Source organism: Paractinoplanes maris, assembly GCF_023544465.1.
Lineage (GTDB): Bacteria > Actinomycetota > Actinomycetes > Mycobacteriales > Micromonosporaceae > Actinoplanes > Actinoplanes maris.
In genome coordinates this window covers 1-25732 of sequence record NZ_JALPVL010000013.1, presented here as the reverse complement: position 1 = coordinate 25732, position 25732 = coordinate 1, and the positions used below count along the sequence as shown (strand labels likewise).

Sequence of the window (25732 nt, the reverse complement as noted above, 5' to 3'; positions counted from 1 at the left end):
CCTCTACGGTACGCGGGTCAGCTGCTTATCTCGGCCGCGGCCCGGTCCAGGTCGGTGGCCAGCACATCCTCGCGAAACGCGCACAGCTGGAGCGTCATGCGGGCGGCGCCGGTCCGGCCCACCACCAACCGGGTCGGCTTGCCGTGGTCGTTGAGGTCGCCGACCAGGGCGTCGAGCAGGCGCACCCCGGCGCTGTCGAGGAACGAGACGGTGGTCAGGTCGATCAGCACCTTGCCCGCCGTCTCGATCCGCTCGACGATCGCCCGGCCGATCTCGGGCGCGTTGGCCAGGTCTATCTCACCCGTCAGCGACACCAGCTCGGCGTCGCCGAACGTCGAGAAGGTGACCCAGCGATCCAGCTGCCCCATCGGCACCGGCCGGCCACCCCGGGTGAACTCCATCACTCGGCCCCCCGTCGGCGGCGCATGGTCACGGTGGTGCCGTCGCTGCGGTCGAACAGCACCTGATCCATCGACTCCCGTATCAACTGCAGACCACGCCCGCGGGCCACGTCGCTGACCGCGCCCCGCCAGGTGCCCCGATCGGTGACCCGCACCTCGACGGCGTCGGTGGTCACCGTGGCGACCACGTCGATCATGCCGAACGGGTCGTCGCGGTAGCCGTGCTCGATCGCGTTGGCCACGGCCTCGGAGCAGGCCAGCAGCACCGCGTCGCGGCAGCCGGACTCGACCTCGTGGGCCACCAGCCACGCTCGCAGATCGGCCCGGAGCAGGGCGATCTGCATGCGGTCGGCGCCGATGGTGCGCTCGATGCGCTCCTCGGTGCCCAGCGTCAGGCAGAGCATGCAGACGTCGTCCGAGTGGTCGCGGCCGACCAGGGTGTCGGCCAGGGTGGCCGCGAGCCCCTGCAGCGGCGCGTCCCGGCGTCTCGCGTACTCGCGGGCGAGCAGCTCGAAGCCCTTGTCGATCGGGCGGGTGCGGCGCTCGATCAGGCCGTCGGTGTAGAGCAGCAGGCGGCTGCCGGCGGGCAGGCGCCGGCGCTGCTCGGTGCGGTTCTTGTCACCGGCCTTCGAGCCCAGCGGCGCCGATCGGGCCTGCATCAGGTATTCCGGTGAGCCGGCCGGCTCCTGCAGCAGCGGCGGCAGGTGCCCGGCGCACGAGTAGGCCACCTCACCGTCGGTGAGGTCGATCTCGACGTACGCCACGGTGGCCATCCGCGCCGACTCCACCCGCTCGACGAACCGGTCGAGGCCCTCGATCAGCTGGGCCGGGCCGCTCGCGTTGCAGGCGAGCGCGCGCACCGCGCTGCGGAGCTGGCCCATCGTGGTGGCCGCCTCGATGCCGCGGCCCACCACGTCGCCGACCACCACCGCCAGCTTGTCCTGGGTGATCAGGAAGGCGTCGAACCAGTCCCCGCCGACCTCGAGGTCGTGCGTGGCGGCCTGGTAATGGGTCTCGACCGCGAACCGGGTGTCGCCGCTGGGCAGGTCGCCGGCGAGCAGGCTGCGCTGCAGGGTCCGGGCGATCTGGCGTTCCTGCTCGTAGAGGCGGGCGTTCTCGAGCGCGAGCCCGGCGCGGTCGGCCAGCTCGATCAGGAACGCCCGCTCGGCCGCGGCACCCCGCCGGTCGGGGGCCATCCGCAGCGCCAGGGTGCCGAGCACCAGGCCCCGGGCGGTGAGCGGCAGCACCGAGCAGTCCAGCTGGTCGCCGTCGGCGGCGAAGACCGGCTCACCGCTCGCGGCCACCTTGCCCAGCCGCTGGGTCAGCAGCTCCTCGTCGGGCCGGGGGCCGCCGGCATCCTCGACGACCGGCGTTGTGCCCACGTGCAGGCGCACCTCGGCCCAGTCGGCGATCTCGGGCACCACCCGGTCGACCACGCGGCGGGTGCGGGGCAGCAGCCGGTGCAGCTCGTCGAGCGAGCGGGTGGTCTCGGCCAGGAACTTCGAGCGCTCCTGACGCCGGCGCAGCTCGTCGTAGAGGCGGGCCCGGTCGAGGGCCTGACCGGCCTGCTGACCGAGGAGACGGACGACCCGCAGCTCGCCGTCGGTGAGCCGGCGCTCGCCCTTGAAGCTGAACGCCAGCACGCCGAGCGTCTGCGGGCCGGCGAGCTCGTCGGTCGGGCCAGTCGTCAGCGGCAGGAGCACGACTGTGCTGCGGCCCGAGCGGCGCATGCTCTCGACCAGGTCGGGAAAGTGCTCCCGGGCCTCGGTGACCGAGCCGACGACGTGCAGGTCGCCGCGGTCGGCGACCCGGGCCACGGCACGCTCGGACGAGCGCGCCATGTCGTCCCAGTTGCCGGTGGTGGGGTCGGTCGACGCGACGGCGTAGATGATGTCGCGCTCGTCGTCGATGAGGTAGATGCTGCTGCTGGCCGCGCCGAAGGCCGCCTCGGGCGCCCGCACCATCGCCTCGGCCACCTCGGCCTCGGTCGGCGCGGCGGCCAGATCGGCCACGACCTGTTGCAGCACCCGGACCCGCCGCTCGGAGTCCTCGGCGATCTGCCGGGCGAGCAGCAGCTCCCTCTCGTACTGCCGGCGCTCGGTGGCGTTGAAGACCGTCGTCCGGATCGCCCGGGGCTGCCCCGACTCGGCCCGGGCCAGCACCGAGTTGACCAGGGTGGGCAGCTGCCGGCCGTCCGAGCAGACCAGGTCGAACGCCAGCTCGTGCACCTCGTCCTGCATGCGCAGCAGCGGGGCGTAGTGGGTCTCGTGATAGATCCGCCCGCCCGAGGTGAGCAGATCGCGGAAACGGCGGTGCCCGACCAGCTCACCGCGGGTGTAACCCGTCCAGGACAGGAAGGTCTGGTTGACCCGGACGATGGTGCCGTCGGGAAGCGTGGTCAGATACCCGCACGGGGCATGCTCGTACAGGTCATCGGGGTCTTCGTCCCAGGGCGGCCGCAGATCCTGCGTCACGTCCGGCCCACCAGAGTCACTCACGGTCCGCCGCTTCTAAAGCCAGGCCTTCATGGCGTCGATGGTCTCCTCCGGGGCGCTCAGGTTGGGGCAGTGCCCCGTCGCGTTGAGGTGCACCAGTGTGCTCCCGGCGGTGTGCTTGTGAACGTAGTCGCCCACCATCGCCGGCGCGATCACGTCATCGGAGCACTGCATGATCAACGCGGGCGTGCGCAACTTGAGGAGATCATCGCGATTGTCGGAGAGGAAGGTGACACGCGCGAACTTCTTCGCGATCTCGGGGTCGGTGCGGCAGAAGCTGTTGGTCAGCTCCGCACCCAGCTCGGGCCGGTCGGGGTTGCCCATGATCACCGGCGCCATCGTGCTGGACCAGCCGAGATAGTTGCTGTCGAGCGAGTCGAGCAGGGAGTCGATGTCGGGCTTGTCGAAGCCGCCCTGATAGCCGCCGCCGGCCTCGTTGATGTAGCGCGGTGACGGGCCGATGAGGACCAGGCGGGCGAAGCGCTCGGGCTCCTTGTTGGCGGCGATCACACCGATCATCGAGCTCACCGAGTGGCCCACGAAGACGACGTCCCACAAGTCGTTCTCATGCAGGATCTCGAGGACGTCGTCGGCATAGCCGTCGAGCGAGGAGTAGCGGTCGTCGTCGTAGGCCGACAAGTCGGACCGGCCGTTGCCGACATGGTCGAAAAGGACGAGCCGATGAGAGTCCGCGAAGGCCGGAGCGACGTGGCGCCACATGTTTTGGTCGCAGCCATACCCGTGGGCGAACACCATCGGCTGACCGGTGGGATTCCCGGTCAGGGTGACGGCGTTTCTCTGTGTCGTTCTCATGTCCCGGTAACCATACGGCTCCCCAGCGTCTTGCACATCGCCCTGGTTGTCCGGCATCTGAATGCCGGAACCGGCCCGCCGATCGAGGGCGGGGGTGGCACACCGCCTCTAACCTGGGAGTTGACCACCTCGCCGGCACCTCGCCGGCAGCGAAGGAGATCGACGGATGGCCCAGGAGCAGCCGGAGGAAACTCAGCCGGCGGCCGGAGTGCCCGACCCGACCCGGGTGGACGACGGCTCCGAGCCCTCCACAGTCGACGCGCCGGCGCGCTGGAGCGGCTCGGCGACCGTGCCCGCGCCGTCGCCCCGCAAGCAGTGGTGGCGCCGCGACGACCGGCCGGAGCCCGAGGAGCCGACACCGGCCGACCCGTGGCTGACCATGCCGCCGGTCGACCCGTGGGCCGGCCAGGACACACCGTGGGAGCCACTCCACCTGCCCACCGGCGACACCACGCCCCCGCCGATGCCACCCACCCGCATCGAGCCCCCGGCGCCCGCACCGGCTCCCGCACCGGCTCCCGCACCGGCTCCGGCGCCCGCACCGGCTCCGGCGCCCGCGCCGGCACCGGCTCCCGCGCCCAGTAAGCCCAAGCTCAGTAAACCCAAGCTCACCAAGAGGGAACGCAAGCGCCTCGAGAAGGCCACCGCCAACCGGCTCCCGGTCCAGACCCGGCCCCCGGCCCCCCACCCCGGGCCGCCGGCACCCCCGCCCGGCCCGATCGTCCAGGGCCGCCGCCTGCCCGCCCCGCCGCCCTGGGCTCCGCGCCCGGCCACCCGCCCGTTGCCGCCCCCGCGCCGCAAGCGCCGCTGGGGCCGCCGGCTCGCGCTGCTCAGCCTGCTCGGTGTGGTCTGCTGCTGCGGCCTGCCCTTCGCCTGGTTCCAGCTGCCCTCGGCCCGGCAGTACCCGGTCAGCGCGGCCCTCCCCCAGTCCTTCGCCGACCTGCAGTTGCGCGACACCGAGCAGACCGACCCGGGCGGCTTCGCCGGCGTCTATCGCGACGGCCGGGGCAAGCGGGTCACGGTCATCGGCGAGACCGGGTTCCGGCTGACCCCGGGCTCCGACGTCCGCGGCCGCCTCGATCAGGCCACCGCCGATTACCAGCTCGAGGACGTGCAGGAGTTCGACCTCGGGGAGTCCGGCGCGCACCAGCGCTGCGGCGTCGGCCGGGAGGGCCGCACCTCGGTCGTCGTCTGCGCCTGGGCCGACCACGGCAGCCTGGCCACCGTGCTGCTCACCCGGCGCTCGATCACCGACAGCGCCGACCTGGTCGCCCGGCTGCGGGAAGAAGTGCTGACTCCCGGTTGATCGGGCCCGGCCCGGGCACGATGACCTGATGACCCGCCGCTGGCTCTTCGCCGATCAGCTCGGCCCGCACTTCCTGGACTCCCCGGGCCAGAAGGTGCTGCTCGTGGAGTCGAAGGCGGTGTTCCGGCGTCGCGTGTTCCACCGGCAGAAGGCACACCTGATCCTGTCCGCGCTGCGCCACCGCGCCCTGGACGACGGGGTCCAGCTGGTCCGGGCCGAGACGTATGCCGAAGCGGTCCGGGAGGAGGTGACCGTCTGCCATCCGACCTCCCGGGGCGCTCGCGATCTCGTCCACCGGCTGCTCACCGTCACCGAGGTGCTGCCGCCGCGGGGCTTCGTGACCGCGCCGGCCGACTTCACCGCCTGGGCCGGCGGCCGCGGCCACCTGCGGATGGAGGACTTCTATCGGGACGCCCGGCAGCGGCACGGCATCCTGATGGACGGCGACGAGCCGGTCGGCGGCCGGTGGAACCTGGACGCCGACAACCGGGAGCCACCGCCGCGCGGCGCCGACCGCCTCGGCGTACCGCCACCGCCGGCGATCACCGAGGACGAGATCGACGAGCAGGTCCGGGCCGACCTCGACCGCTGGGAGCGCGAGGACGGCATCGAGTTCGTCGGGAACGACGGCCCTCGGCTGTTCCCGGCGACCCGGCGGGAGGCGCTGGCCCGGCTGCGGCACTTCGTGACCCACCGGCTGCCCACCTTCGGCCCGTACGAGGACGCCATGCTGGCCGGCGACCCGCTGATGAGCCACAGCATGCTCAGCGCCGCGATGAACCTGGGCCTGCTCGACCCGCTCGAGGTCGTCGAGCGCGCCGAACAGGCGTACCGGGACGGCGACGCTCCCCTGGCGAGCACCGAGGGTTTCATCCGGCAGATCATCGGCTGGCGCGATTTCATCTGGCATCTGTACTGGTATTTCGAGCCGGACTACCGCGCTTCCAACGAGCTGAAGGCACGGCGGGAGCTGCCGAGCTGGTTCGCCGATTTGGATGCCGGTGCGGTCGAGGCGCGCTGCCTGTCCGACGTGCTGGCCGGGGTACGGGACCGCGGCTGGGTGCATCACATCCCGCGGCTGATGGTGCTCGGCAACTACGCCATGCAGCGCGGATGGCGGCCCGGCGCGATGGCCGACTGGTTCCACCGCTGTTTCGTCGACGGCTACGAGTGGGTGATGACGGCCAACGTGATCGGCATGAGCCAGTTCGCCGACGCCGGGCGGATGAGCACCAAGCCGTACGCGTCCGGGGGTGCCTACATCAACCGGATGAGCGATTACTGCGGCGGCTGCCGATACGACCCGAAGGTGCGGGTGGGCGACGACGCGTGCCCGTACACCGCTGGTTACTGGGCCTTCCTGGCGCGCAACGAGCCCGAGCTGGCCGGCAACCACCGCATGCGGCAGCCGCTGAACGGCCTGCGCCGGCTGAGCGACGTCGAGGCCCTGGTCGAGCAGGAGACGGCGCGCGGCTCGCGCGCGCCGTGAGCCTCACTCCTTGGGCGGCTTGGCCGGGGCGTAACGAGGCACGTACTCCTGGCCGGTGAGCTTCTGGATCTCGGCCATCACCTGGTCGGTGAGCTCGCGCAGCGACGTGCGGTCGTCGGCCCGGCCGGCGGTCGGGATCGGCGCGCCGAACTTGACGGTGACGACGCCTCGGGCCGGCCGGGGCAGGAGCTGGCCGATGGGCTGCACCTTCTCGGTGCCCAGCATGCCGCAGGGCACGATCGGCACCCCGGCCGCGACAGCGAGCCGGGCCACGCCGGTGCGGCCCCGGTAGAGCCGGCCGTCGGGTGAGCGGGTGCCCTCGGGATAGAGCGCCACCGCGTCGCCGGCCTTGAGGACCGGGATCGCGCCGTCGAAGGCGGTGAGCGCCGCGCGACCGCCGCCGCGGGCGACCCGGATGGCCCCGAGCCCGTGCATCAGGCTGCGGTTGAACCAGCCCTTGACGCCGGTGCCGTCGAAATACTCCTCCTTGGCCCAGAAGGCGAGGTGACGAGGCACCACCGAGCCGAGGAAGAGCTCATCGGCGACCGACAGGTGGTTGCCGGCGAAGATCACGCCACCGGACCGGGGGATGTGCTCGAGGCCCTCGACGTGGGGCCGCCAGCCGAGCATCATCGCGTTGCCGACCGTGAACTTGCCGATCGTGTAGAGCAGCGGCAACTGGGGTTCCTCCGGGGACAGGCGTGCACACGAAAATGTGGGGGGCGCGGTCAGGTTATCGGACGGAAACCCGGAAGTCCCTGTCGAGCTGACCGACCGGCCCGGACATTTCCTCACAGATGTGGGGAATATCCGGGCCGTCCCCAGTTTCAGCTCGTCTTCGAGACCTGAACTGTTACCTGATCTCCGTCGCCGACCTCACCGGCGAAGCCCTCGGCCCCGGCCTCGGCCAGCGTCACCGAGGTCGCCAGCGTCTCGCCACCGACGAAGTCGCGGTGGGCCCCGACTGCCGCCCGCACCGGCTCGGCCGCCGACACGACCAGCGCGATCCGGTCCGAGACGTCCAGCCCGGCGTCGCGCCGGGCCTGCTGCACCACCCGGATCACGTCGCGGGCCAGACCCTCGGCCGCGAGCTCGGCGGTGACCGCGGTGTCGAGGACGACGACGCCCGCGCCGCCCGTCAGCGGCGCCGAGTTCTCGGCGTCGGCCGCGACCAGCTTGAGCTCGTACTCGCCCTCGGCCAGGGTGACGCCGGCGGCCACCGGGGCCCCGTCGACCAGCTGCCAGTCGCCCGCCTTGACGGCCTTGATGACCTGCTGAACCTGCTTGCCGAGGCGGGGGCCGAGCGCCCGCGGGACCACGGTGAGAACCTGCTCGGACGAGGCGGCGACGTCGTCGGTGAAGACGACCTCCTTGACGTTGACCTCGTCGGCCACCAGGTCGGCCAGGCCGGACAGGGCCGGCGCGGCCGGGGTGGCCACGGTGAGCTTGGCCAGCGGCAGCCGCACGCGCAGGCCGCGCGCCTTGCGCAGCGACAACGCGGCCGAGGCGACGTCGCGGATCGCGTCCATCGAGGCGACCAGCTCGTGGTCGGCCGGGAACGCCCCGGCCGAGGGCCAGTCGGTCAGGTGCACCGAGCGGTCGCCGGTGAGGCCACGCCAGATCTCCTCGGTGGTCAGTGGCGCGAGCGGCGCCACGACCCGGCACACCGTCTCGAGAACGGTCGCCAGCGTGTCGAACGCGTCGGCGTCACCCTGCCAGAACCGGTCGCGCGACCGGCGGACGTACCAGTTGGTCAACGCGTCGAGATACGACCGGACGCTCGCCGCCGCGCCGGAGATGTCGTACTCGTCCATCTGGCGCTGGACGTCGGTGACCAGCTCGCCGGTCTTGGCCAGGATGTAGCGGTCGAGCAGGTGGGTCGAGTCCGTGCGCAGCGTCGCCTCGAAACCCGACGCGTTGGCGTAGAGGCTGAAGAAGTACCAGACGTTCCAGAGCGGCAGCAGCACCTGGCGCACCGAGTCGCGGATGGCCACCTCGGTGACGGGCATGTCCCCGCCCCGCAGCACCGGCGACGACATCAGCATCCAGCGCATCGCGTCCGAGCCGTACGAGTCGAAGACCCGGTAGACGTCCGGGTAGTTGCGCAGCGACTTGGACATCTTGCGCCCGTCCTCGCCGAGCAGGATGCCGTGGCTCAGGCAGTTGCGGAACGCCGGCCGGTCGAACAGCGCGGTGGCCAGCACGTGCATCGTGTAGAACCAGCCGCGGGTCTGACCGATGTACTCGACGATGAAGTCGCCCGGGTAGTGGTGCTCGAACCAGTCCTTGTTCTCGAACGGGTAGTGCACCTGGGCGAACGGCATCGATCCGGACTCGAACCAGCAGTCGAGCACCTCGGGCACCCGGCGCATGGTCGACCGCCCGGTCGGGTCGTCCGGGTTGGGGCGGGTCAGCTCGTCGACGTACGGCCGGTGCAGATCTTCGATCTTGACCCCGAAGTCCTGCTCCAGCTGCTCGAAGGAGCCGTAGACGTCGACCCGCGGATAGGTCGGGTCGTCGGACTTCCAGACCGGGATGGGCGAGCCCCAGAACCGGTTGCGCGAGATCGACCAGTCGCGGGCGTTGGCCAGCCACTTGCCGAACGAGCCGTCCTTGATGTGGGCCGGCGTCCAGGTGATCTCCTGGTTGAGCTCGACCATCCGGTCCCGGAACTTCGTCACGGCCACGAACCACGACGACACCGCCTTGTAGACCAGCGGGGTGTCGCAGCGCCAGCAGTGCGGGTACGAGTGCGTGTAGCCCTCGTGGCGCAGCACTGCTCCGCGCTCCTTGAGCACGGCGATGATCGGCTTGTTGGCGTCGAAGACCTGCGTGCCCTGCCAGTCCGGCACAAGCGCGGTGAAGCGGGTGTGCTCGTCGACGGTCACCACGGTCGGGATGCCGGCCGCGTTGCAGACGTTCTGGTCGTCCTCGCCGAAGGCCGGCGCCTGGTGCACGACGCCGGTGCCGTCCTCGTCGCTGACGTAGTCGGCCGCGAGCACCTGGAACGCGTTCGGCCCGCCTTTCTCGACCAGGAAGTCGAACATCGGCGTGTATTTCCGGCCGGCCAGTTCGCGCCCAATCACCGAGCCGACCTGGGTGAAACCTTCGAGCTCTTTCCCGTACGCGGCGACCCGCCCCGCACCTAGGATGATCTTGCGATCGTCCTTCTCCAGCACCGCGTACTCGATGTCCGGCCCGACCGCGAGCGCCAGGTTGGACGGCAGCGTCCACGGCGTCGTGGTCCACACCGCGATGTCCTCGCCGGTCTCCAACCTGAACGTCACCGTGAGCGCCGGGTCGGTGCGGTCGCGGTAGACGTCGTCCATCCGGGTCTCGGTGTTCGACAGCGGGGTCTCGCACCGGAAGCAGTAGGCCAGGACGCGGAAGCCCTCGTAGACCAGCCCCTTGTCGTGCAGGGTCTTGAACGCCCACATGACCGACTCCATGTAACTGGGGTCGAGGGTCTTGTAGTCGTCGGCGAAGTCGACCCACCGGGCCTGGCGGGTGACGTAGCGCTCCCAGTCCTTGGTGTAGGCGAGCACCGACGTGCGGCAGGCGTCGTTGAACTTGTCGATGCCCAGGTCGACGATCTGCGCCTTGGTGCTGATGCCCAGCTGCTTCTCGGCCTCGACCTCGGCCGGCAGCCCGTGGGTGTCCCAGCCGAAGCGGCGCTCCACGCGCTTGCCGCGCATGCTCTGATAGCGCGGGACCAGGTCTTTCACATAGCCGGTGAACAGGTGTCCGTAGTGCGGCAGCCCGTTGGCGAACGGCGGTCCGTCGTAGAAGACGTACTCGTTGGTGCCGTTCTCGCCGGCCGGCCGCTGCTCGACCGACGCCTCGAAGGTCTTGTCGGCGCTCCAGTGCTCGAGCACGGCCCGCTCGACGGCGGGCAGGTCGGGGCTGGCCGGCACGCCCGTGGCGTCGGTGTGCTTGGGGTAGGCCATCGGTGGTCCGTCTCCTCGTGGCAGTCAGGGTCAGACTGCGAGGACGAGCCGAAGCCCGCGGTACCACCTCGCTTGGCGGATCGCTCCGCCCGCTCATTTCGATCGGCCGCCGCCACCCGGTTCTACTGAGACCGTCAGGTCCGTTCTTCCGGAAGCTCCCCGGTGATGGCCGGATCGTCGCCTGCGCTCGGACAACGATACCGGCCGCCACGGTATTTCAGCGTTTCGGGGCGCTCAGGGTCGTGCTCCAGAGGGATACGCCCTCGCGGTCGCGCAGGTGCACGGTGAAGGCCTTGGTCTCGGCGTCGATCTCGACCTCACCGAAATGCTGAAAGCCGTCGGCCGGCGAGGTGTTGGCCACCGGCGGGGCGTTCACGAAGGCGGTGCGGGGGCCGAACGTGGCGTCCAGGGCGTTCGGGCCGAACGCGCCGGCGTGCGCGGGGCCGGAGACGAACTCCCAGAACGGCGTGAAGTCCTGGATCGCCGCCCGGGCCGGGTCGTAGTGGTTGGCCTGGGTGTAGTGCACGTCCGCGGTCAGGAACACGATGCCGGTCACCTGGTGCCGGTGCGCCGCCTGAAGCACCTGGGCGAACTCGAGCTCGCGGCCTTTCGGCACACCCGGGTCGCCCTGGGCCACGCCCTCCTGAGCGCCGGCTCCGTCCGGCACCACCAGGCCGAGTGGCAGGTCGTTGGCGATCACCTTCCAGGTCGCCGTCGACTCGCGGAGTCCGCGGATCAGCCACTGCCGCTGCTCGGCCCCGAGCAGGCCGCGCGCCGGGTCGGCGTACGTGTTGCCGTCGTTCCCGTCCTTGAAGGTGCGCATGTCGAGCACGAAGATGTCGAGCAGCGGCCCGTACGAGATCTTGCGGTGGACCGGCCCCTCGCGCAACGGCGTCGGCACCCACTCGTGATAGGCCTGCCGGGCCCGCCCGGCCAGCACGTCGACCCGCTTCTCGGTGTAGCGGGCGTCGTCCAGGATCTCCCCCGGGTACCAGTTGTTGGTCACCTCGTGGTCGTCCCACTGGTTGATCTGCGGCACCTCGGCCGCGAACCGGCGGTAGGCGTGGTCGAGCAGGTTGTAGGCGTACTGCCCGCGGTACTCGGTCAGGGTCTCGGCGACCTTGAGCTTCTCCTCGGTGACCAGGTTGCGCCAGATCCGCCCGTCGGGCAGCGTCACGCTCTCGGTCAGCGGTCCGTCGGCATAGACGGTGTCACCGCTGTGCAGCAGGAAATCGGGCCGGCGGCGGCGCATCGACTCGAAGAGCTTCAGACCCCCGTACGCGGGGTCGATGCCCCAGCCCTGGCCGACGACGTCCCCGGTCCAGACGAACCGGACGTCGCGCCGACGGGTGGGCGCCGTCCGCAGCGACCCGCTGACCGGGGCGCCGAACAGACCCGGCCGGTCCAGGCTCTCGGCCCGCACCCGGTAGTGGAGCTGTTCGCCCGCGGGCAGTCCGCGCAGCGTCAATTTGCCGGTGAAGTCGGTGCCGGGCGTGACGATCGGGCCGCGCAGCACGCGCGAGCCGCGGAAGTCGGGCCGCTTGCTGACCTGCACCCAGAGACGTCCGGGCCGGTCGGCGCGGCTCCAGACGACCGCCGAGTTGCCGAGGGGGTCGCCGCTCTGGACGCCGTGGGTGAGGACCGGCCGGTGGCCGGCCGAGGAGAACGCGGGGGCGCCACCGGCCAGGCCGGCCACGCCGCCCGCCACTCCGGCGCGCAGCAGGTTTCGTCGCGAGATCGAGGTCATACCGTGATACCTATCGATCCCATATGGCCTCCTGGTAGCCGTTCCCTAAACTTCACCCCGTGATCCGGATCGAGATCGATGAACCGACGCTGTCCCGCACGCGGATCGCGATCAGCCCGTTCGCCGAGGTCATGTGCAGTCTCTTCCTGCTCCAGCGCAACCCGGGCGGGGCGCCCTGGCCCTATGACGGATGGGCCCGCCGCACCCGCGAGATCCTGCGCACCGACCCGGCGACCGGCCCGGTCTCGCTCTATCTGAACCTGCCGTCGGTCTCTCCCGACTTCCTCGGTCCGCCACCCGACAGCCCGATGCCGACCATCGGCGAGCAGCTCGACCAGCTCCGGTCGACGCCGCCCGAGGTCATCGCGCGCGAGTTCGCCAAGCACTACCCGGACGGGGACCTGCCGCCGTCGATGCGGCCCTTCGCCGGCGATCGCCGGGCCGCGCTCGATCGGCTCGCCGACGGCGTGCAGGCCTACTGGGACGCGGCCATCGCGCCGTTCTGGCCGGCCATGCGGGCCGCGCTCGACGAGGAGGTGCTGCTCCGGGCCCGGGCGCTGGCGGCCGACGGCCCCGACGCGCTGCTGGCCCGGTTGCACGACCGGATCCGCTGGGAACGGCCGGTGCTCACCCTCGTCAAGCCGCTCGACCAGTCCTTCGTGGCGGTCAACCAGCGGCTGCTGCTGGTCCCGCTCATCTTCTCCCGCGGAGCGTTGCTGTGCTCGGGCGATCAGCCCGACCTCGTCATGGTCACCTATCAGGCCCGGGGTGCCGCCGTGCTGGCCGACACCCCGCCGCCGCCGCTCGCCGACGATCGGCTGACCATCCTGGTCGGTCGCGGCCGGGCCGCCGTGCTGCGCGCGCTGACCGCGCCGGCCACCACCACCGGGCTCTCCACCGCCCTGGGCCTGGCCCCCAGCACCGTGTCGGAACACCTGGCCGGTCTGCTCGCGGCCGGAGTCGTGCACCGGCGGCGGGCCGGACGCCGCGTCCTCTACGGCCTGGAGCCGGCCGGCACGGCTCTGGTGACCCTGCTCGGTGAGGATTCGGCCCGCACCGAATTCGTTTCGTAGAAGGGCCGCCGCTCCCTACGGTTCGGGCCATGGGGAGCGAATACGCCATCGAGGCCGAGGATCTGCGCCGGACCTACCGGGCGCGCACGGGCTGGCTCAAGCCGCAGCGGACCGAGGTCGAGGCGGTTCGCGGGGTGACCTTCACGGTCGGCCGCGGTGAGCTGTTCGGTCTGCTCGGGCCCAACGGCGCCGGCAAGACCACCACCATCAAACTGCTCAACACCCTGCTGATCCCCACCTCGGGCTCGGCCCGGGTGGGCGGGCACGACGTGGTGCGCGAGACCCGGGAGGTACGGCGGCGGATCGGCTACGTGTTCGGCGGCGACCGGGGGCTCTACGACCGCCTGTCCGCGCTGGACAACCTGCGATACTTCGCCGAGCTGTACGGGGTGCCGGCGCGCGAGCAGAAGCGGCGCATCGCCGAGCTGCTCGACCTGGTCGGCCTGGCCGGGCGCGAACGGGAACGGGTCGAGGGCTATTCGCGGGGCATGCGGCAGCGGCTGCACATCGCCCGTGGCCTGTTGCACACCCCGGAGGTGCTCTTCCTCGACGAGCCGTCGATCGGCGTCGACCCGGTGGCCGCCCGCGAGCTGCGCCGGACGGTCGCCGACCTGGCCTCCACCGGCACGACGATCCTGCTCACGACCCACTACATGGCCGAGGCGGACGAGCTCTGCGACCGGATCGCGGTGATCTCCGACGGGCGCCTCCAGGCTCTGGGGACTCCCACGGAGCTGCGGCGGAGGGCCGACGGCAGGCGGGTGGTCGAGGTCGAGGCGTACGGGGTCCCGGAGAGCGCGGTCGACGCGCTGCGCGACCTGCCGGGCGTACGGGAGACCGCGGTCGAGGCCCGGGGCGCGTTGCAACTGCTGACCGTCCACTCCGACGCGCACGTGGACGTGCAGGGTGACGTGCTGCGGGAGCTGGCCGGCATCCGCCTCGGCCGGGTGGACAGCCGGGAACCGACCCTCGAGGACGCGTACGTCGCGATCGTGAGCGCCGCCGCGTGAGCACCCTTCGCCTGCTCACGGTGGGCACGTTGCTGCACGCCAAGCAGATCAGCCGGTCCCCGTTCGAGATCGTGATCGCCTTGGTCGTCCCGGTGGTGCAGGCCACCCTGGCCGTCTATCTGTTCCGCTCCGGCGGCGAGCAGCACCGGCTGCTGGAAGCCGCGGTCGGCGCCGGCGTGATGGGGGTCTGGTCGTCGGTGCTCTTCGGCTCGGGCGGTGCCATCCAGAACCAGCGCTGGCAGGGCACCCTGGAAATGATCATGCTGGCGCCCCGGCGCCCGGTGCTGGTCGTCCTGCCGATCACCATCGCCACCGGTCTGACCGGCACCTACGCCCTGCTCGCGACCCTGATCTGGGGCCGGCTCCTGTACGGCATCCGGCTCCACTTCGCCCACCCGGTCGCCTTCGTCGTGGCCGCCGTGGTGTGCGTCGTCGCGCTCGGCATGTTCGGCCTGCTGCTGGCCGCGACGTTCGTGCTCATGCGCAACGCCAACGCCCTGGCCAACACGCTCGAATACCCGGTCTGGCTGGTCTCCGGCATGCTCGTGCCGATCACCGTGCTGCCCGTCTGGACCGGCCCGATCGCCGCTGTCCTGCCCACCACGTGGGGCGCCCGCGCGCTGCGCGAGGCCACCAGCGGCGGCCCGGTCTGGCCGTCGCTGGCCGTCTGCCTGGCCATCAGCCTGCTCTGCCTGGCCCTCGGCGCCGTGGCCCTGACCCATGTCGAGCGCCGCGCCCGGGCCGCCGCCACCCTGGCCCTGGCATGACTCGCCCGACCATCCATCCCCTGGGTCCGGCCCTCACCGGCCGCTGTTTCCCGCCCGTTCCCCCGCACCGCACCAGCAGGTCGAAAGGTCCGATCCCCATGAAGACACTCCGCCTGATGACGATCGGGGGCGTGATCGCCTACCGGGCCCTGTTCAACTGGACGACGCCGGGCATGTTCGTCGGGACGCTGCTGGTCGGGCCGCTCTTCCAACTGCTGTTCTTCGCCTACCTCGGGCGGCAGCTGCAGGTGGCCGACGACCGGTTCTACATCGTCGGCAACGCGGTGCTCACGGCCTCACTGGCCTGCGTCTTCGGCGGGACGATGGCGGTGGCCAACGAGCGCCGCTACGGCACGCTCGGGCACGTGCTGCTGTCGCCTCGCAGCCGCACCGCGGTCTTCTGGGGGCGCGTTCTGCCGTACGCGGGAAATGGTCTTTTGATCGCGGTCGTGACCCTCGGCGCGGGCGCGCTGCTCCTCGGCCTGCGCATCCCGCTCAGCGCTCTGCCGGGGCTGTTCCTGGCGATGGCCGCCGGGTCGCTCGCCTGCGGTTTCTTCGGGCTCACCCTGGGCGCGCTCGGGCTGCGGTTCCGCGACGTGTGGGTGGTCTCGAACGTCTCCGTCGCACTGTTGCTGCTGCTCACGGGGGTCAACGTGCCGGCGTCCGGCCTGCCCGGCTGGATGACGGCCGTCGGCGAGTGGCTGCCGATCACGCACGCGGCCGAAGCGGCCCGGCGACTCGCGGCCGGAGACGGACTGGCCGCGGCCGCGTCCCCACTCGGCCAGGAACTCCTGGTCGGAGCGGGTTACGCGGTCGCGGCCGCCGTACTGCTCAAGATCTTCGAATTCGAGTCGCGCCGGACAGCGTCGCTCGACGTCCTCTGAAGTCTCGGGCTCAGAGAGCCAGGTCGGGGAACCAGAGGGCGAGCTCGCGCTTGGCGCTCTCGGGCGAGTCGGAGGCGTGCACCAGGTTCTCCCGGTTGGAGAGCGAGAAATCGCCGCGGATCGTGCCGGCGGCCGCCTTGCGTCCGTCGGTCGAGCCGATCATCGCGCGGACGACCTCGATCACCTCGTCGCCGGTCAGCACCAGCGCGGCCAGCGGGCCCGAGGTCATGAACTCCTTGAGCGGCGGATAGAACGCCTTCTCGACGTGGTCGGCGTAGTGCTGGTCGGCCAGCGCGGCGTCCATCGTGCGCAGCTCGATCGCCTCGATCACCAGCCCCTTGCGCTCGAACCGGGCGAGAATCTCGCCGAGAAGTCCGCGACGGACCGCGTCGGGCTTGATGAGCACGAGCGAACGCTCGGTGGGGCTGGACACGACGATCCTCCAGGACAGGGGTGAGAAGGCTGAGTTTCAGCCTATCGGTACCGGAAACGCGCCGAGCGCCAACGCCGGGACTACCGCACTTTCGCTCAAGCTGAGCCGGGCAATAACCTGACGGGTACGAGCGGGAGGTCCACATTGGCAAACCAGACCGGACGTCCGATCGCGCCGGCACGGAAGCTGGTCGCGGCGGTCGCGGGCACGATCGCGGTCTTCGTGGTCGCGCTGGGTTTCGGCATGTCGAGCCTGGGGGTGGTCATCTTCGGGGTGGCCCTGCTGGGCCTGGCGGTCGCGCTCGGCGTCGTCAACGTCGTACGCCGCGGCGCCCGGGCCTGGGTGGCCGGCACGGCCGAGGTCTCGTCGATCACGCCGCGTCCGCTGACCACGGCGGTCTACGCCCGGGCCCGCATCCAGGCGGTGATCGTCGCGCCCGGCCTGCCGACGCGCGAGGTCGAGATCAACGAGTCCCGCATCCCGGTCGTGAAATGGCCCGAGCCCGGCGACACCCTGCCCATCACGGTCGACGTCGACGACCTGCGCCGCGTCAAAATCAACTGGGACGAGGCGTCCCCGCGCGAGCGAGGCGCCGACCCGCCGCCGGCCGTCCCCGACTACGACGACCGCCCCGGTCCCGGCCTCGACCCGGATGCCGACCTGGACGCCGACCTGGACGCCGACCTCCTCGGCGACGTCGAGCCGCCGCCGTGGGCCGGTCGCGACCGCACCTGGGGCCGGGGCCCGGACGAGCCGCCGCCCCCACCGCCGCCGGGCAGCTCACCGCAGCCGCCGCCCCCGCCGCCCGGCCCCGAGGCCGGCCCGCTCAGTGCCTCGGCCGTCGACTCGGAGGAGTACGGCAGCCCGGTGGTGGTCCGCGACACCCCGGCCGGCCCCGTAGTGGAGGGCGTCTTCGTCGACCACGACGACGCCCCGCCGCCACTGCCCCGCCGCGCTTCCGCCGGCTCCGCCTACGCCACCGAGCCCGAGCCCGCCACCGCCGGCCCAGACATCACGGACCCCGCCGGACACCCGGCCGACGCCAGGGGCCCAAATGCCGCCGACGGCCCGAACGCCGCCGGACACCCAGCCGACGCCAGACACCCGGCCGACGCCCGACGCCCGGCCGACGCCAGGGGCCCGAACGCCGCCGACGGCCCGAACGCCGCCGGAGATCCGGATACCGCCGGGGATCCGGATGCCGCCGGGGATCCGGATACCGCCACCGCCGGAGGTCCTGCCACCGTCGGGACGGCTGCCACCGCTGGGGCTGCGGCGGCCGGTGCCGCTGCCGGTGCCGCGGCGGCCCGCTCGTCCAAGCGGCGGCCGAGCCCGCGCCCCCACGGTGGCGCGGCGACCGCCACCGCCGACCATTCCACGGCTCCGTCCCAGCGCGAGCCCCACCCGGACGACGCGCTCGGCACCGACATCCCGCTCGACGAGCCGTCGCCCTACCGCCGCCCCGAGCCGACGGCAACATCCACACCGGCCACACCGTCGCCGGTCAGCTCCTACCCCACCGCGCCGGACCCGGCCGTCCCACCACCGACCGCCCCCGAGCCCGCCACCCCGCCGCCGACGGCTCCCGCCCCCGCCACCTCGCGCCCGGACGCGGCCTACGCTCCATCCCCACGTCCCGCCTACGACGACGAGATCGACCTCCCCCTTGAGGGCGACCCCGACCCGGCCCCGGAGGACACCGCCCGTTCCGCCCGGGCCCGCGAGGAAGACCTGATCGCCCCACCTCCGTCCAACCCCGCCCCGACCCCTCCGTCAACCCGCTTCGTCTCCAACGCAGCCCACGACGCGACCACCCCCACCGAAGAGTTCCCGGCGTCGCCCACCCACCCCACAGCTCCGGCACCCAACGCGCAGCAAGCCCCAGCCGCCGTCATCTACACCCCGACCAACGCGGCCGCCCCGCCCACCACCCGGCCGAATGCCGACCCCCTCAACCCAGAACCCGGCTACCCGGCCACCGCCCAACCGCGCGCAACCGACCCCGGCTACCCAGCCACGGCCCAGCCGCACGGCACGGAACCCGAATACCCGGCCACGGCCCAGCCCCGCGACGCAGAGCCGCACGGCACGGCACCCGGCTACCCGGCCGCCGCCCAGCCTCGCGCCACCGAACCCGGCTACCCGGCCACGGCCCAGCCGCACGGCACGGAACCCGAATACCCGGCCACGGCCCAGCCCCGCGACGCAGAGCCACACGGCACGGCACCCGGCTACCCGGCCGCCGCCCAGCCTCGCGCCACCGAACCCGGCTACCCGGCCACGGCCCAGCCGCACGGCACGGAACCCGAATACCCGGCCGCCGCCCAGCCTCGCGCCACCGAACCCGGCTACCCGGCCACGGCCCAGCCGCACGGCACGGAGCCCGGATACCCGGCCGCCGCCGAGCGCCGGGCCACGGAATCCGTTTACCCGGACGCTCACCCATATGCCGAAGCCGACGAGACGCCCCAAGCGCAATCCCCGTCCGCGACCGACGAGCCGGCCGCCGCACGATCGGGGCCGGTCGGCGAAGAAGCTGCCCCGGCCTTCTCGCCCGAAGCCCCGCCCCCGGCCGCCGAATCGGGCAGGTCCGGCGGTCTGCTGGCCGGCGCGTTCGGCGCCGTGGCCGCGGCGGCGGTGGCGGCTGTCAAAAAGGTCGGCAAGAACGATCACGAGAAGGACGCCCCGTCCGGTCAGATCCCGTTCGACGAGCCCACCCGCGCCGACGAGACAAGACCCGAAGCGGCTCCGAGCAGCGATCCGGACCCGGAGCCCGATGCGCCGGCACCCGACGCCGTGTTCTACCCGAGGCAACGGCCCGTCGACGAGGAAACCTCCCTGCGCCCGCCCCGAACCGCGCCGAGGCCCGAGCCCCAGCCCTCCGCGGCTGCGGCTTCCGTCCCGAGCCCGCAGCCGAGACCGGCCCGAAGCGCCGACCAACCAGCCCCCACCGAAACGTCCGGCGCCGAAACAACCACCGCGCGCGACACCGAGCCCACAGCCTCCGCCGCCCAGCCATCGACCACCGCGCGCGACACCGAGCCCACAGCCTCCGCCGCCCAGCCATCGACCACCACGCGCGGCGAGCCCCCAACCTTTGCCGCCCAACCAACGACCACCACGCGCGGCACCGAGCCCCCCGCCTCCGCCGCCGAGCCGACGACCGCGCGCGGCACCGTCGCCGCAGCTTCCGGCGCCGAGCCGACAACCGCCGCGTCAGCAAGCTCCCCGTCGGAAACCGGATCGAGGGCGGCCACACCGACAGCCACGTCGGCGAGCGCCGGCCCCACAGACGCCGGAGCGGACACCCTCGCGGGCGCAGGGCTCAACTCCTCGGGTGACGCCGGGCCGGCGGGTGGGGCCAGAGGCGTACCCGCAGCGGGAACGAGCCACCCCAAGCCGTCACCGGCCGCCGCTGCCCTGGCCGCGGCCGCCGCGGCAGCGGCCGCCGGAGATCGCGGACCGTGGAGTGACCTGGCCGGCCCGTCCGAACCGGACGACCGTGCCGCAGACGTGATCACCGCCTATCCGAGCGCCCGCCCGGGCCCGGCCGGCGCGATCTACGGCGTCGGCATCACAGTGCTCGTCACCGATCTCGCCCGGTCGACGGCGTTCTACCGCGACACGCTCGGTTTCTTCGAGATCGACAGCGGTGAGGGCAGTGCCGTCATGGCCTCCGGCGACACCCGTCTGGTCCTGCGCACCGTCAACGACCTCTCCAGCGAGGCCGGCCGCCTCATCTACCTGAACCTCGAGGTGGGTGACGTCGAGGCCGTCTATCAGGAGCTGCAGACCAAGGGCGTCGAGTTCGTCCATCCCCCGCGCCCGGTCAACCGCGGCGACCGCCTCGAGCTGTGGTCAGCCACGTTCCGCGACCCCGACGACCACAACATCGCCGTCACCCAGTGGCGGTCCATCCGCTGACGACCCACATGGCCGGCCCGTGCGGCCGGCCATGTCAACGCCCGAGGCACAGATCACGCGTCCAGCTCAACGGCCGAGACACGCGAGGAGCGGCGGCCGCTAACCGAGGATCGAGCGGCGGACGTGGAGGGCATAGACCCAGGCCCCGCCGAAGATCAGGCCGAGGGCGGCCAGCGACCAGTGGAAAAGCCCGCTGGCCAGCAGCAGAACCTGAAGCACCGTCCCGGCGGTCCAGGCCCACGAACGGCGCATCAGACCGGCCAGCAACGCCGCGAGCACCGCCAGCGTGATCACCGAGGCCAGACCCCACCCGCTGAGGTCGCCGCCCATGATGCGGATGGGCTGGATGGCGAGCAGCAGCACGATGGCTTCCAGCACGAGTGTGCCGGCCCCCAAACCGCGTACGGCGGCTTGCGGGTTGCGAAGCCCGGACCGGGGCGCCGGAGCGGCCTGGTCGGGCGGGTCAGGCTCGGGAGAGGTCATCGCTTCAGGAGTTTACGCGCGTCGGCCACCGTGACGACCGAGCCCGTGACGATCACGCCGACCCCGCTGAGTTCGCCCGACGTGTCCTCCTCGGCGATCACCACGGCCTCCTCGATCGCGTCCGGCATGTTCTGCGCGACCGTCACCCGGTCCTCGCCGAAGATGTCCGTCGCCAGCTGCGCGAGCTCGTCGACCGGCATCGACCGCGGCGAGCTGTTCTGGGTCACGACGATGCGCGCCGCCACCGGCTCGAGCAGGTCGAGCAGCCCGGACACGTCCTTGTCACCCAGCACCGCCACCACCGCGACCAGGTGCCGGAACGAGAACTCCTCCTCGAGCGCGCTCACCGTCGCCGCCATGCCGTGCGGGTTGTGCGCGCCGTCCAGCAGGATCGTCGGGGCGCTGCGCACGCTTTCGAGCCGGCCGGGCGAGTCGACCTGCGCAAACCCTTCCCGTACGAGTTCGAGCTCCAACTGCCGGTCGGCGCCCGCACCGAGGAACGCCTCGACCGCGGCCAGTGCGAGTGCCGCGTTTTGCGCCTGGTGGGCGCCGAACAGGGGCAGGAAGATCTCCTCGTAGATCCCGCCCAGCCCCTGCAGCGTGAGGACCTGACCGCCGACCGCCTGGTTGCGCTCGATCACGCCGAACTCGCTGCCCTCGCGGGCGACGGTCGCCCCCATCTCGGCACTGCGCTCGAGGATCGGCCGCATGGCCTCCTCGGTCTGCAGCGCCGAGATCACCGTGGCGCCCTTGTGGATGATGCCCGCCTTGGCCCAGGCGATGTCCTCGATGGTGTCGCCCAGCCACTCGGTGTGGTCGAGCCCGATCGGCGTCATCACCGCGACGCCGGCCTCGATGACGTTGGTCGCGTCCTCCTCGCCGCCCAGACCCACCTCGACGACGGCGATGTCCACCGGGGCGTCGGCGAAGGTCGCGTAGGCCAGGGCGGTCGTCATGTCGAAATAGGTGAGCGGCTCGGCGTTGCGGGCGTCGATCAGCTCGGCCAGCGGCGCCACCTCGTCGTAGATGGCGGCCAGCCCCTCCTCCGAGATCGGCTCACCGTCGAGGCTGATCCGCTCGCGGACCGTCTCGAGGTGCGGGCTCGTGTAGCGGCCGGTGTGCAGGCCGTGCGCCCGCAGCAGCGCGTCGATCATGCGAGCCGTGCTGGTCTTGCCGTTCGTGCCGGTCAGGTGGATCGCCGGGTAGGCCCGCTGGGGGCTGCCGAGCACGTCCATCAGATCGCGGATCTTCTGCATGTCGAACGCCATGCGGGTGAAGCCACGCCCATTGAGTGCGGCCTCCACCTCTGGATAAGTGCTCATGATGAAGGCAACGCTTCGAGGGCCGCGGCAATTCTCGTGAGATCAGCCTCAGCCGTGGCGAGCCTGTCCTTGATCTTTGTGACCACCTGCTCGGGCGCCTTTCCGATGAACGAGTCGTTGCCCAGCTTGGCCCGGCACTGCGCCGCTTCCTTCTCGGCGGCGGCCCGGTCCTTTTCGAGCCGGGCGCGCTCGGCCGCCACGTCGATCGTGCCGCGGGTGTCGAGGTCGACCGTGATCGGGCCGGACACCGCGAGCGTCGCCGTGGCCGTGAAGCCGTCGCCGGGCGCGTCGAGCCGGGCGAGCGAGCGGATCAGCGGCTCGTGGGTGTCGATGCCGACGGCGCCCAGACCGGTGAGCGCCGCGGACACCCGTTGGCTCGGCTTGAGGCCCTGGTCGGACCGGAACCGGCGGACCTCGGTGACCACCTTCTGCAGGGCGGCCAGCTCCTCCTCGGCGGCGTCGTCGATCAGCTCCTTGTCGGCCGCCGGCCACGCCGCCCGCACGATCGTCTCGCCTGCGGTGAGCGCGATCCACAGCTCCTCGGTGACGAACGGGATGACCGGGTGCAGCAGGCGCAGCAGCTGGTCGAGCACGTGGCCGAGGACGCGGCGGGTGTTCTCGCCCTGCTCGGAGGCGAGCACCGGCTTGCTGAGCTCGAGATACCAGTCGCAGACGTCGTCCCACGCGAAGTGGTAGAGGGTGTCACAGACCTTGGCGTACTCGTAGGTCTTGAACTGCTCGTCGACCTCGCCGATCACGTGCTGCAGGCGCGAGAGGATCCACTTGTCGATCGCCGACAGCTCCTCCGCCGGCGGCAGATCGCCCTCGACGGTCGCGCCGTTCATCAGCGCGAAGCGGGTCGCGTTCCACAGCTTGTTGCAGAAGTTGCGGGAGCCCTGGCACCACTCCTCGCTGATCGGCACGTCGGAGCCGGGGTTGGCCCCGCGGGCCAGCGTGAAGCGGGTGGCGTCGGCGCCGTAGCGCTCGATCCAGTCGAGCGGGTCGACCACGTTGCCGAACGACTTCGACATCTTCTTGCCGTGTCCGTCGCGGACCATGCCGTGCAGGTTGACCACGTCGAACGGCTGGACGCCGTCCATCGCGTACAACCCGAACATCATCATCCGGGCGACCCAGAAGAACAGGATGTCGTAGCCGGTGACGAGCACGCTGGTCGGATAGAACTTCGCCAGCTCGGCGGTCTTCTCGGGCCAGCCCATCGTCGAGAACGGCCACAGCGCCGAGGAGAACCAGGTGTCGAGGACGTCCTCGTCCTGCGTCCAGCCCTCACCGGTGGGCGGCTGCTCGTCGGGGCCGACGCAGACGACCTCGCCGTCCGGCCCATACCAGACCGGGATGCGGTGACCCCACCACAGCTGGCGCGAAATGCACCAGTCGTGCATGTTGTCGACCCAGGCGAAGTAGCGCTTGGAGAGCTCGGCGGGCTCGATGACGACCCGGCCGTCGCGGACGGCGTCACCGGCCGCCTGGGCCAGCGGACCGGTGTTGACGAACCACTGCAGCGAGAGTCGCGGCTCGACGGTCGTCTTGCACCGTGAGCAGTGGCCGACCGAGTGCACGTACGGCCGCTTCTCGGCGACGATGCGCCCCTGCTCCCGCAGCGCGTCGACGATGGCAGGCCGGGCCTCGTAGCGGTCGAGCCCCTGGAACGGGCCGTGCACGGTGACGACCGCGCGCTCGTCCATCATGGTGATGCTCGGCAGGCCGTGGCGCTGGCCGATCTCGAAGTCGTTGGGGTCGTGGGCCGGGGTCACCTTGACCGCGCCGGTGCCGAACGACGGGTCGACGTGCTCGTCGGCCACGATCGGGATGAACCGGCCGGTCAGCGGCAGCTCGACCTCGGTGCCGATCAGGTGCCGGTATCGCTCGTCGTCGGGGTGGACGGCCACGGCGGTGTCGCCCAGCATCGTCTCGGCCCGGGTGGTCGCCACGACGATCGCGTTGTCGCCGTCGCCGTATCGGATCGAGACCAGTTCGCCCTCGTCGTCGGTGTGCTCCACCTCGATGTCACTGAGCGCGGTCAGGCAGCGCGGGCACCAGTTGATGATCCGGTTGGCCCGGTAGATCAGCTCATCCTCGTACAGCCGCTTGAAGATTGTCTGCACGGCCCGGGACAGACCCTCGTCCATCGTGAACCGCTCGCGCGACCAGTCCACCGAGTCGCCCAGCCGCCGCATCTGCCCGAGGATGGCCCCGCCGGACTGCGCCTTCCACTCCCACACCTTTTCCACGAACTGCTCGCGGCCGAGGTCGTGACGGGACAGCTGCTGCGCGGCGAGCTGACGCTCCACCACGTTCTGCGTGGCGATGCCGGCGTGGTCCATGCCCGGCAGCCACAGCACCTCGAAGCCCTGCATGCGCTTGAGGCGCGAGAGTGCGTCCTGAATGGTGTGGTCGAGCGCGTGGCCGACGTGCAGCGAGCCGGTCACGTTGGGCGGCGGGATCACGATCGAGAACGCGGGCTTGTCACTCGCCGGGTCGGCCGTGAAGTAGCCCTGCGATACCCAATTCTCGTACCGCCGCTGCTCTACCTCGCCCGGCTGGTACTGAGCGGAGAGTCCACCGGTGGGCCGGCTGTCGGGCGTGCGGGGCTGGGTCGTCTCGGTCACCCGACAAGTCTACGGATGCCGCCCCGGAACCCCGAATTCGCACCACCACCGGTTGCTACGCTCCTGCAATGCCCGAGCCCGGCCCGAACCCGATCGACATCGGCACCCCACCCCCCGCGACCGACGACGACGGCGACCTCTTCCCCGGCGCCGACGATGCGCCGGCCGGCAAAAAACCCCGAGGCCGCGTACGCCGGGTGTTGATCAGCATCCTGCTGGTGGTCGCGGTGGTGGCCGTGGCGATGCTCGCGTTCACCAGCTGGCGCATCATCGCCCAGCGCCACGCGGAGCTCGAGATCCAGCCGAGCGTAGGCCCGCTGAGCCTGGACTACTCCCGTGAAGGGGCCAGCACCGCGGACTACCTGCGCACGGCCCTGGCCGCCGAGGTCGAACTCGACCACACCTACGGGGCCGTCTACAACGAGACTCCCGACAAGAACGTGCTGTTCCTGGCGGGCACCGGCCTCATCTGGACCCCCGGCAAAGACCTCGAAGCCGCCATGGACCTGATCTCCGATGAGGAGGGCGCGGTGACCAACCTCGAGGATGTCGACCCGGGCCCGTTGGACGGCACCATGAAGTGCGGCATCACCAAAACCGCCGACGGCGACCTCACCGTCTGCGGCTGGGCCGACCACGGCAGCCTGGCTTTGGCGATGTTCAACAACCGCACCCCCGCGGAATCGGCTCCGTTGATGCTCGCCCTCCGAAACGCCACCGAATCTCGCTGACGCTCACAGCGCACAACAAAAAGCGGCCGCGCCCTCAGCATTGCTGGGGGCGCGGCCGCATAAGAGTCACTGTTTCTGATCCTGCCGGCGAATAGGTCCGGAAATGACAGTAGGCCCACCCCGTGTGGGGTGGGCCTACTGTTCACGTTGAGTCCGGCGGCGTCCTACTCTCCCACACCCTCACGAGTGCAGTACCATCGGCGCTGGAGGGCTTAGCTTCCGGGTTCGGAATGAGACCGGGCGTTTCCCCTCCGCTATGACCACCGAAACAGCAATC

General features: G+C 71.5%; 18 protein-coding genes and 1 rRNA gene. 8 read left to right on the top strand and 11 right to left on the bottom strand.

Annotation, left to right across the window (positions count from 1 at the left end; all coding sequences use genetic code 11):
• Positions 1 to 17: 17 nt before the first annotated feature.
• The 3 genes from NAG42_RS33195 to NAG42_RS33185 are packed head-to-tail and all read right to left on the bottom strand — an operon-like array spanning position 18 to position 3709.
• Positions 18 to 401 (bottom strand): STAS domain-containing protein, encoded by a 384-nt coding sequence (locus NAG42_RS33195; RefSeq protein WP_250035912.1) that lies wholly within the window; start codon positions 399 to 401, stop codon positions 18 to 20.
• Positions 401 to 2899: a SpoIIE family protein phosphatase gene (locus tag NAG42_RS33190; RefSeq protein WP_250035911.1), complete on the bottom strand. Its 2499-nt coding sequence runs from the start codon at positions 2897 to 2899 to the stop codon at positions 401 to 403. Before NAG42_RS33190 ends, NAG42_RS33195 begins: the two co-directional genes overlap by 1 nt.
• Before the next feature lie 12 nt (positions 2900 to 2911).
• Positions 2912 to 3709, bottom strand: a complete 798-nt coding sequence (locus tag NAG42_RS33185) for an alpha/beta fold hydrolase (protein WP_250035910.1) — start codon at positions 3707 to 3709, stop codon at positions 2912 to 2914.
• A gap of 166 nt (positions 3710 to 3875) precedes the next feature.
• Between NAG42_RS33185 and NAG42_RS33180 the strand changes: the two genes are divergently transcribed.
• Complete coding sequence (locus NAG42_RS33180; RefSeq protein WP_250035908.1) at positions 3876 to 5015, top strand: hypothetical protein; 1140 nt, start codon at positions 3876 to 3878, stop codon at positions 5013 to 5015.
• A gap of 28 nt (positions 5016 to 5043) precedes the next feature.
• On the top strand, positions 5044 to 6504 hold the full coding sequence (locus tag NAG42_RS33175; RefSeq protein ID WP_250035907.1) for a cryptochrome/photolyase family protein: 1461 nt from the start codon (positions 5044 to 5046) through the stop codon (positions 6502 to 6504).
• A 3-nt stretch (positions 6505 to 6507) separates the two neighbouring features.
• Here NAG42_RS33175 and NAG42_RS33170 read toward each other — a convergent pair whose 3' ends face one another.
• The 3 genes from NAG42_RS33170 to NAG42_RS33160 all read right to left on the bottom strand — a co-directional run bounded on the left by NAG42_RS33170 (position 6508) and on the right by NAG42_RS33160 (position 12198).
• The gene (locus NAG42_RS33170; protein WP_250035906.1) at positions 6508 to 7182 is read right to left on the bottom strand and encodes a lysophospholipid acyltransferase family protein; all 675 of its coding nucleotides are present in this window, start codon (positions 7180 to 7182) and stop codon (positions 6508 to 6510) included.
• 149 nt (positions 7183 to 7331) lie between these two features.
• Complete coding sequence (gene ileS, locus NAG42_RS33165) at positions 7332 to 10451, bottom strand: isoleucine--tRNA ligase (protein WP_250035905.1); 3120 nt, start codon at positions 10449 to 10451, stop codon at positions 7332 to 7334.
• 217 nt (positions 10452 to 10668) lie between these two features.
• Entirely contained in the window at positions 10669 to 12198 is a 1530-nt protein-coding gene (locus NAG42_RS33160) for an alkaline phosphatase D family protein (RefSeq protein ID WP_250035904.1), read from the bottom strand.
• 59 nt (positions 12199 to 12257) lie between these two features.
• On the opposite strand from NAG42_RS33160, the gene NAG42_RS45160 reads away from it, so the two are divergent.
• The 4 genes from NAG42_RS45160 to NAG42_RS33140 all read left to right on the top strand — a co-directional run bounded on the left by NAG42_RS45160 (position 12258) and on the right by NAG42_RS33140 (position 15932).
• Positions 12258 to 13271 carry a helix-turn-helix domain-containing protein gene (locus NAG42_RS45160; protein WP_250035903.1) on the top strand — a complete coding sequence of 338 codons (1014 nt, stop codon included), beginning with the start codon at positions 12258 to 12260 and terminating at the stop codon, positions 13269 to 13271.
• Positions 13272 to 13300: 29 nt separating this feature from the next.
• Complete coding sequence (locus NAG42_RS33150; protein ID WP_250035902.1) at positions 13301 to 14281, top strand: ABC transporter ATP-binding protein; 981 nt, start codon at positions 13301 to 13303, stop codon at positions 14279 to 14281.
• Entirely contained in the window at positions 14278 to 15048 is a 771-nt protein-coding gene (locus NAG42_RS33145) for an ABC transporter permease (RefSeq protein ID WP_250035901.1), read from the top strand. The genes NAG42_RS33150 and NAG42_RS33145 overlap by 4 nt, the downstream gene beginning before the upstream one ends.
• A 98-nt stretch (positions 15049 to 15146) precedes the next feature.
• On the top strand, positions 15147 to 15932 hold the full coding sequence (locus tag NAG42_RS33140) for an ABC transporter permease (RefSeq protein WP_250035900.1): 786 nt from the start codon (positions 15147 to 15149) through the stop codon (positions 15930 to 15932).
• Positions 15933 to 15942: 10 nt separating this feature from the next.
• Here the strand turns inward: NAG42_RS33140 and ndk are convergent, their stop codons facing one another.
• Positions 15943 to 16371, bottom strand: a complete 429-nt coding sequence (ndk, locus tag NAG42_RS33135; protein ID WP_250036304.1) for a nucleoside-diphosphate kinase — start codon at positions 16369 to 16371, stop codon at positions 15943 to 15945.
• 138 nt (positions 16372 to 16509) lie between these two features.
• On the opposite strand from ndk, the gene NAG42_RS33130 reads away from it, so the two are divergent.
• Entirely contained in the window at positions 16510 to 20289 is a 3780-nt protein-coding gene (locus NAG42_RS33130; protein ID WP_250035899.1) for a VOC family protein, read from the top strand.
• Positions 20290 to 20388: 99 nt separating this feature from the next.
• On the opposite strand, the gene NAG42_RS33125 is transcribed toward NAG42_RS33130, so the two are convergent.
• From NAG42_RS33125 to NAG42_RS33115, 3 genes are read right to left on the bottom strand one after another with little or no spacing between them, the layout of a single operon-like run.
• Positions 20389 to 20772, bottom strand: coding sequence for a DUF4233 domain-containing protein (locus NAG42_RS33125; protein ID WP_250035898.1), 384 nt, complete (start codon positions 20770 to 20772; stop codon positions 20389 to 20391).
• Positions 20769 to 22094: a bifunctional folylpolyglutamate synthase/dihydrofolate synthase gene (locus NAG42_RS33120; RefSeq protein WP_250035896.1), complete on the bottom strand. Its 1326-nt coding sequence runs from the start codon at positions 22092 to 22094 to the stop codon at positions 20769 to 20771. Before NAG42_RS33120 ends, NAG42_RS33125 begins: the two co-directional genes overlap by 4 nt.
• On the bottom strand, positions 22091 to 24724 hold the full coding sequence (locus tag NAG42_RS33115) for a valine--tRNA ligase (protein WP_250035895.1): 2634 nt from the start codon (positions 24722 to 24724) through the stop codon (positions 22091 to 22093). Before NAG42_RS33115 ends, NAG42_RS33120 begins: the two co-directional genes overlap by 4 nt.
• Before the next feature lie 68 nt (positions 24725 to 24792).
• On the opposite strand from NAG42_RS33115, the gene NAG42_RS33110 reads away from it, so the two are divergent.
• Positions 24793 to 25455 carry a hypothetical protein gene (locus NAG42_RS33110; protein WP_250035894.1) on the top strand — a complete coding sequence of 221 codons (663 nt, stop codon included), beginning with the start codon at positions 24793 to 24795 and terminating at the stop codon, positions 25453 to 25455.
• 151 nt (positions 25456 to 25606) lie between these two features.
• Here the strand turns inward: NAG42_RS33110 and rrf are convergent.
• Positions 25607 to 25723, bottom strand: a 5S ribosomal RNA gene (rrf, locus tag NAG42_RS33105).
• Positions 25724 to 25732: the final 9 nt, after the last annotated feature.

Excerpts from the sequence above, each read along its gene's own strand:
- NAG42_RS33195 (WP_250035912.1), bottom strand. The coding sequence starts at position 401 with ATGGAGTTCACCCGGGGTGGCCGGCCGGTGCCGATGGGGCAGCTGGAT.
- NAG42_RS33185 (WP_250035910.1), bottom strand. The coding sequence starts at position 3,709 with ATGAGAACGACACAGAGAAACGCCGTCACCCTGACCGGGAATCCCACC.
- NAG42_RS33180 (WP_250035908.1), top strand. The coding sequence starts at position 3,876 with ATGGCCCAGGAGCAGCCGGAGGAAACTCAGCCGGCGGCCGGAGTGCCC.
- NAG42_RS33175 (WP_250035907.1), top strand. The coding sequence starts at position 5,044 with ATGACCCGCCGCTGGCTCTTCGCCGATCAGCTCGGCCCGCACTTCCTG.
- ileS (WP_250035905.1), bottom strand. The coding sequence starts at position 10,451 with ATGGCCTACCCCAAGCACACCGACGCCACGGGCGTGCCGGCCAGCCCC.
- NAG42_RS33160 (WP_250035904.1), bottom strand. The coding sequence starts at position 12,198 with ATGACCTCGATCTCGCGACGAAACCTGCTGCGCGCCGGAGTGGCGGGC.
- NAG42_RS33150 (WP_250035902.1), top strand. The coding sequence starts at position 13,301 with ATGGGGAGCGAATACGCCATCGAGGCCGAGGATCTGCGCCGGACCTAC.
- NAG42_RS33140 (WP_250035900.1), top strand. The coding sequence starts at position 15,147 with ATGAAGACACTCCGCCTGATGACGATCGGGGGCGTGATCGCCTACCGG.
- NAG42_RS33125 (WP_250035898.1), bottom strand. The coding sequence starts at position 20,772 with ATGACCTCTCCCGAGCCTGACCCGCCCGACCAGGCCGCTCCGGCGCCC.
- NAG42_RS33120 (WP_250035896.1), bottom strand. The coding sequence starts at position 22,094 with ATGAGCACTTATCCAGAGGTGGAGGCCGCACTCAATGGGCGTGGCTTC.
- NAG42_RS33110 (WP_250035894.1), top strand. The coding sequence starts at position 24,793 with ATGCCCGAGCCCGGCCCGAACCCGATCGACATCGGCACCCCACCCCCC.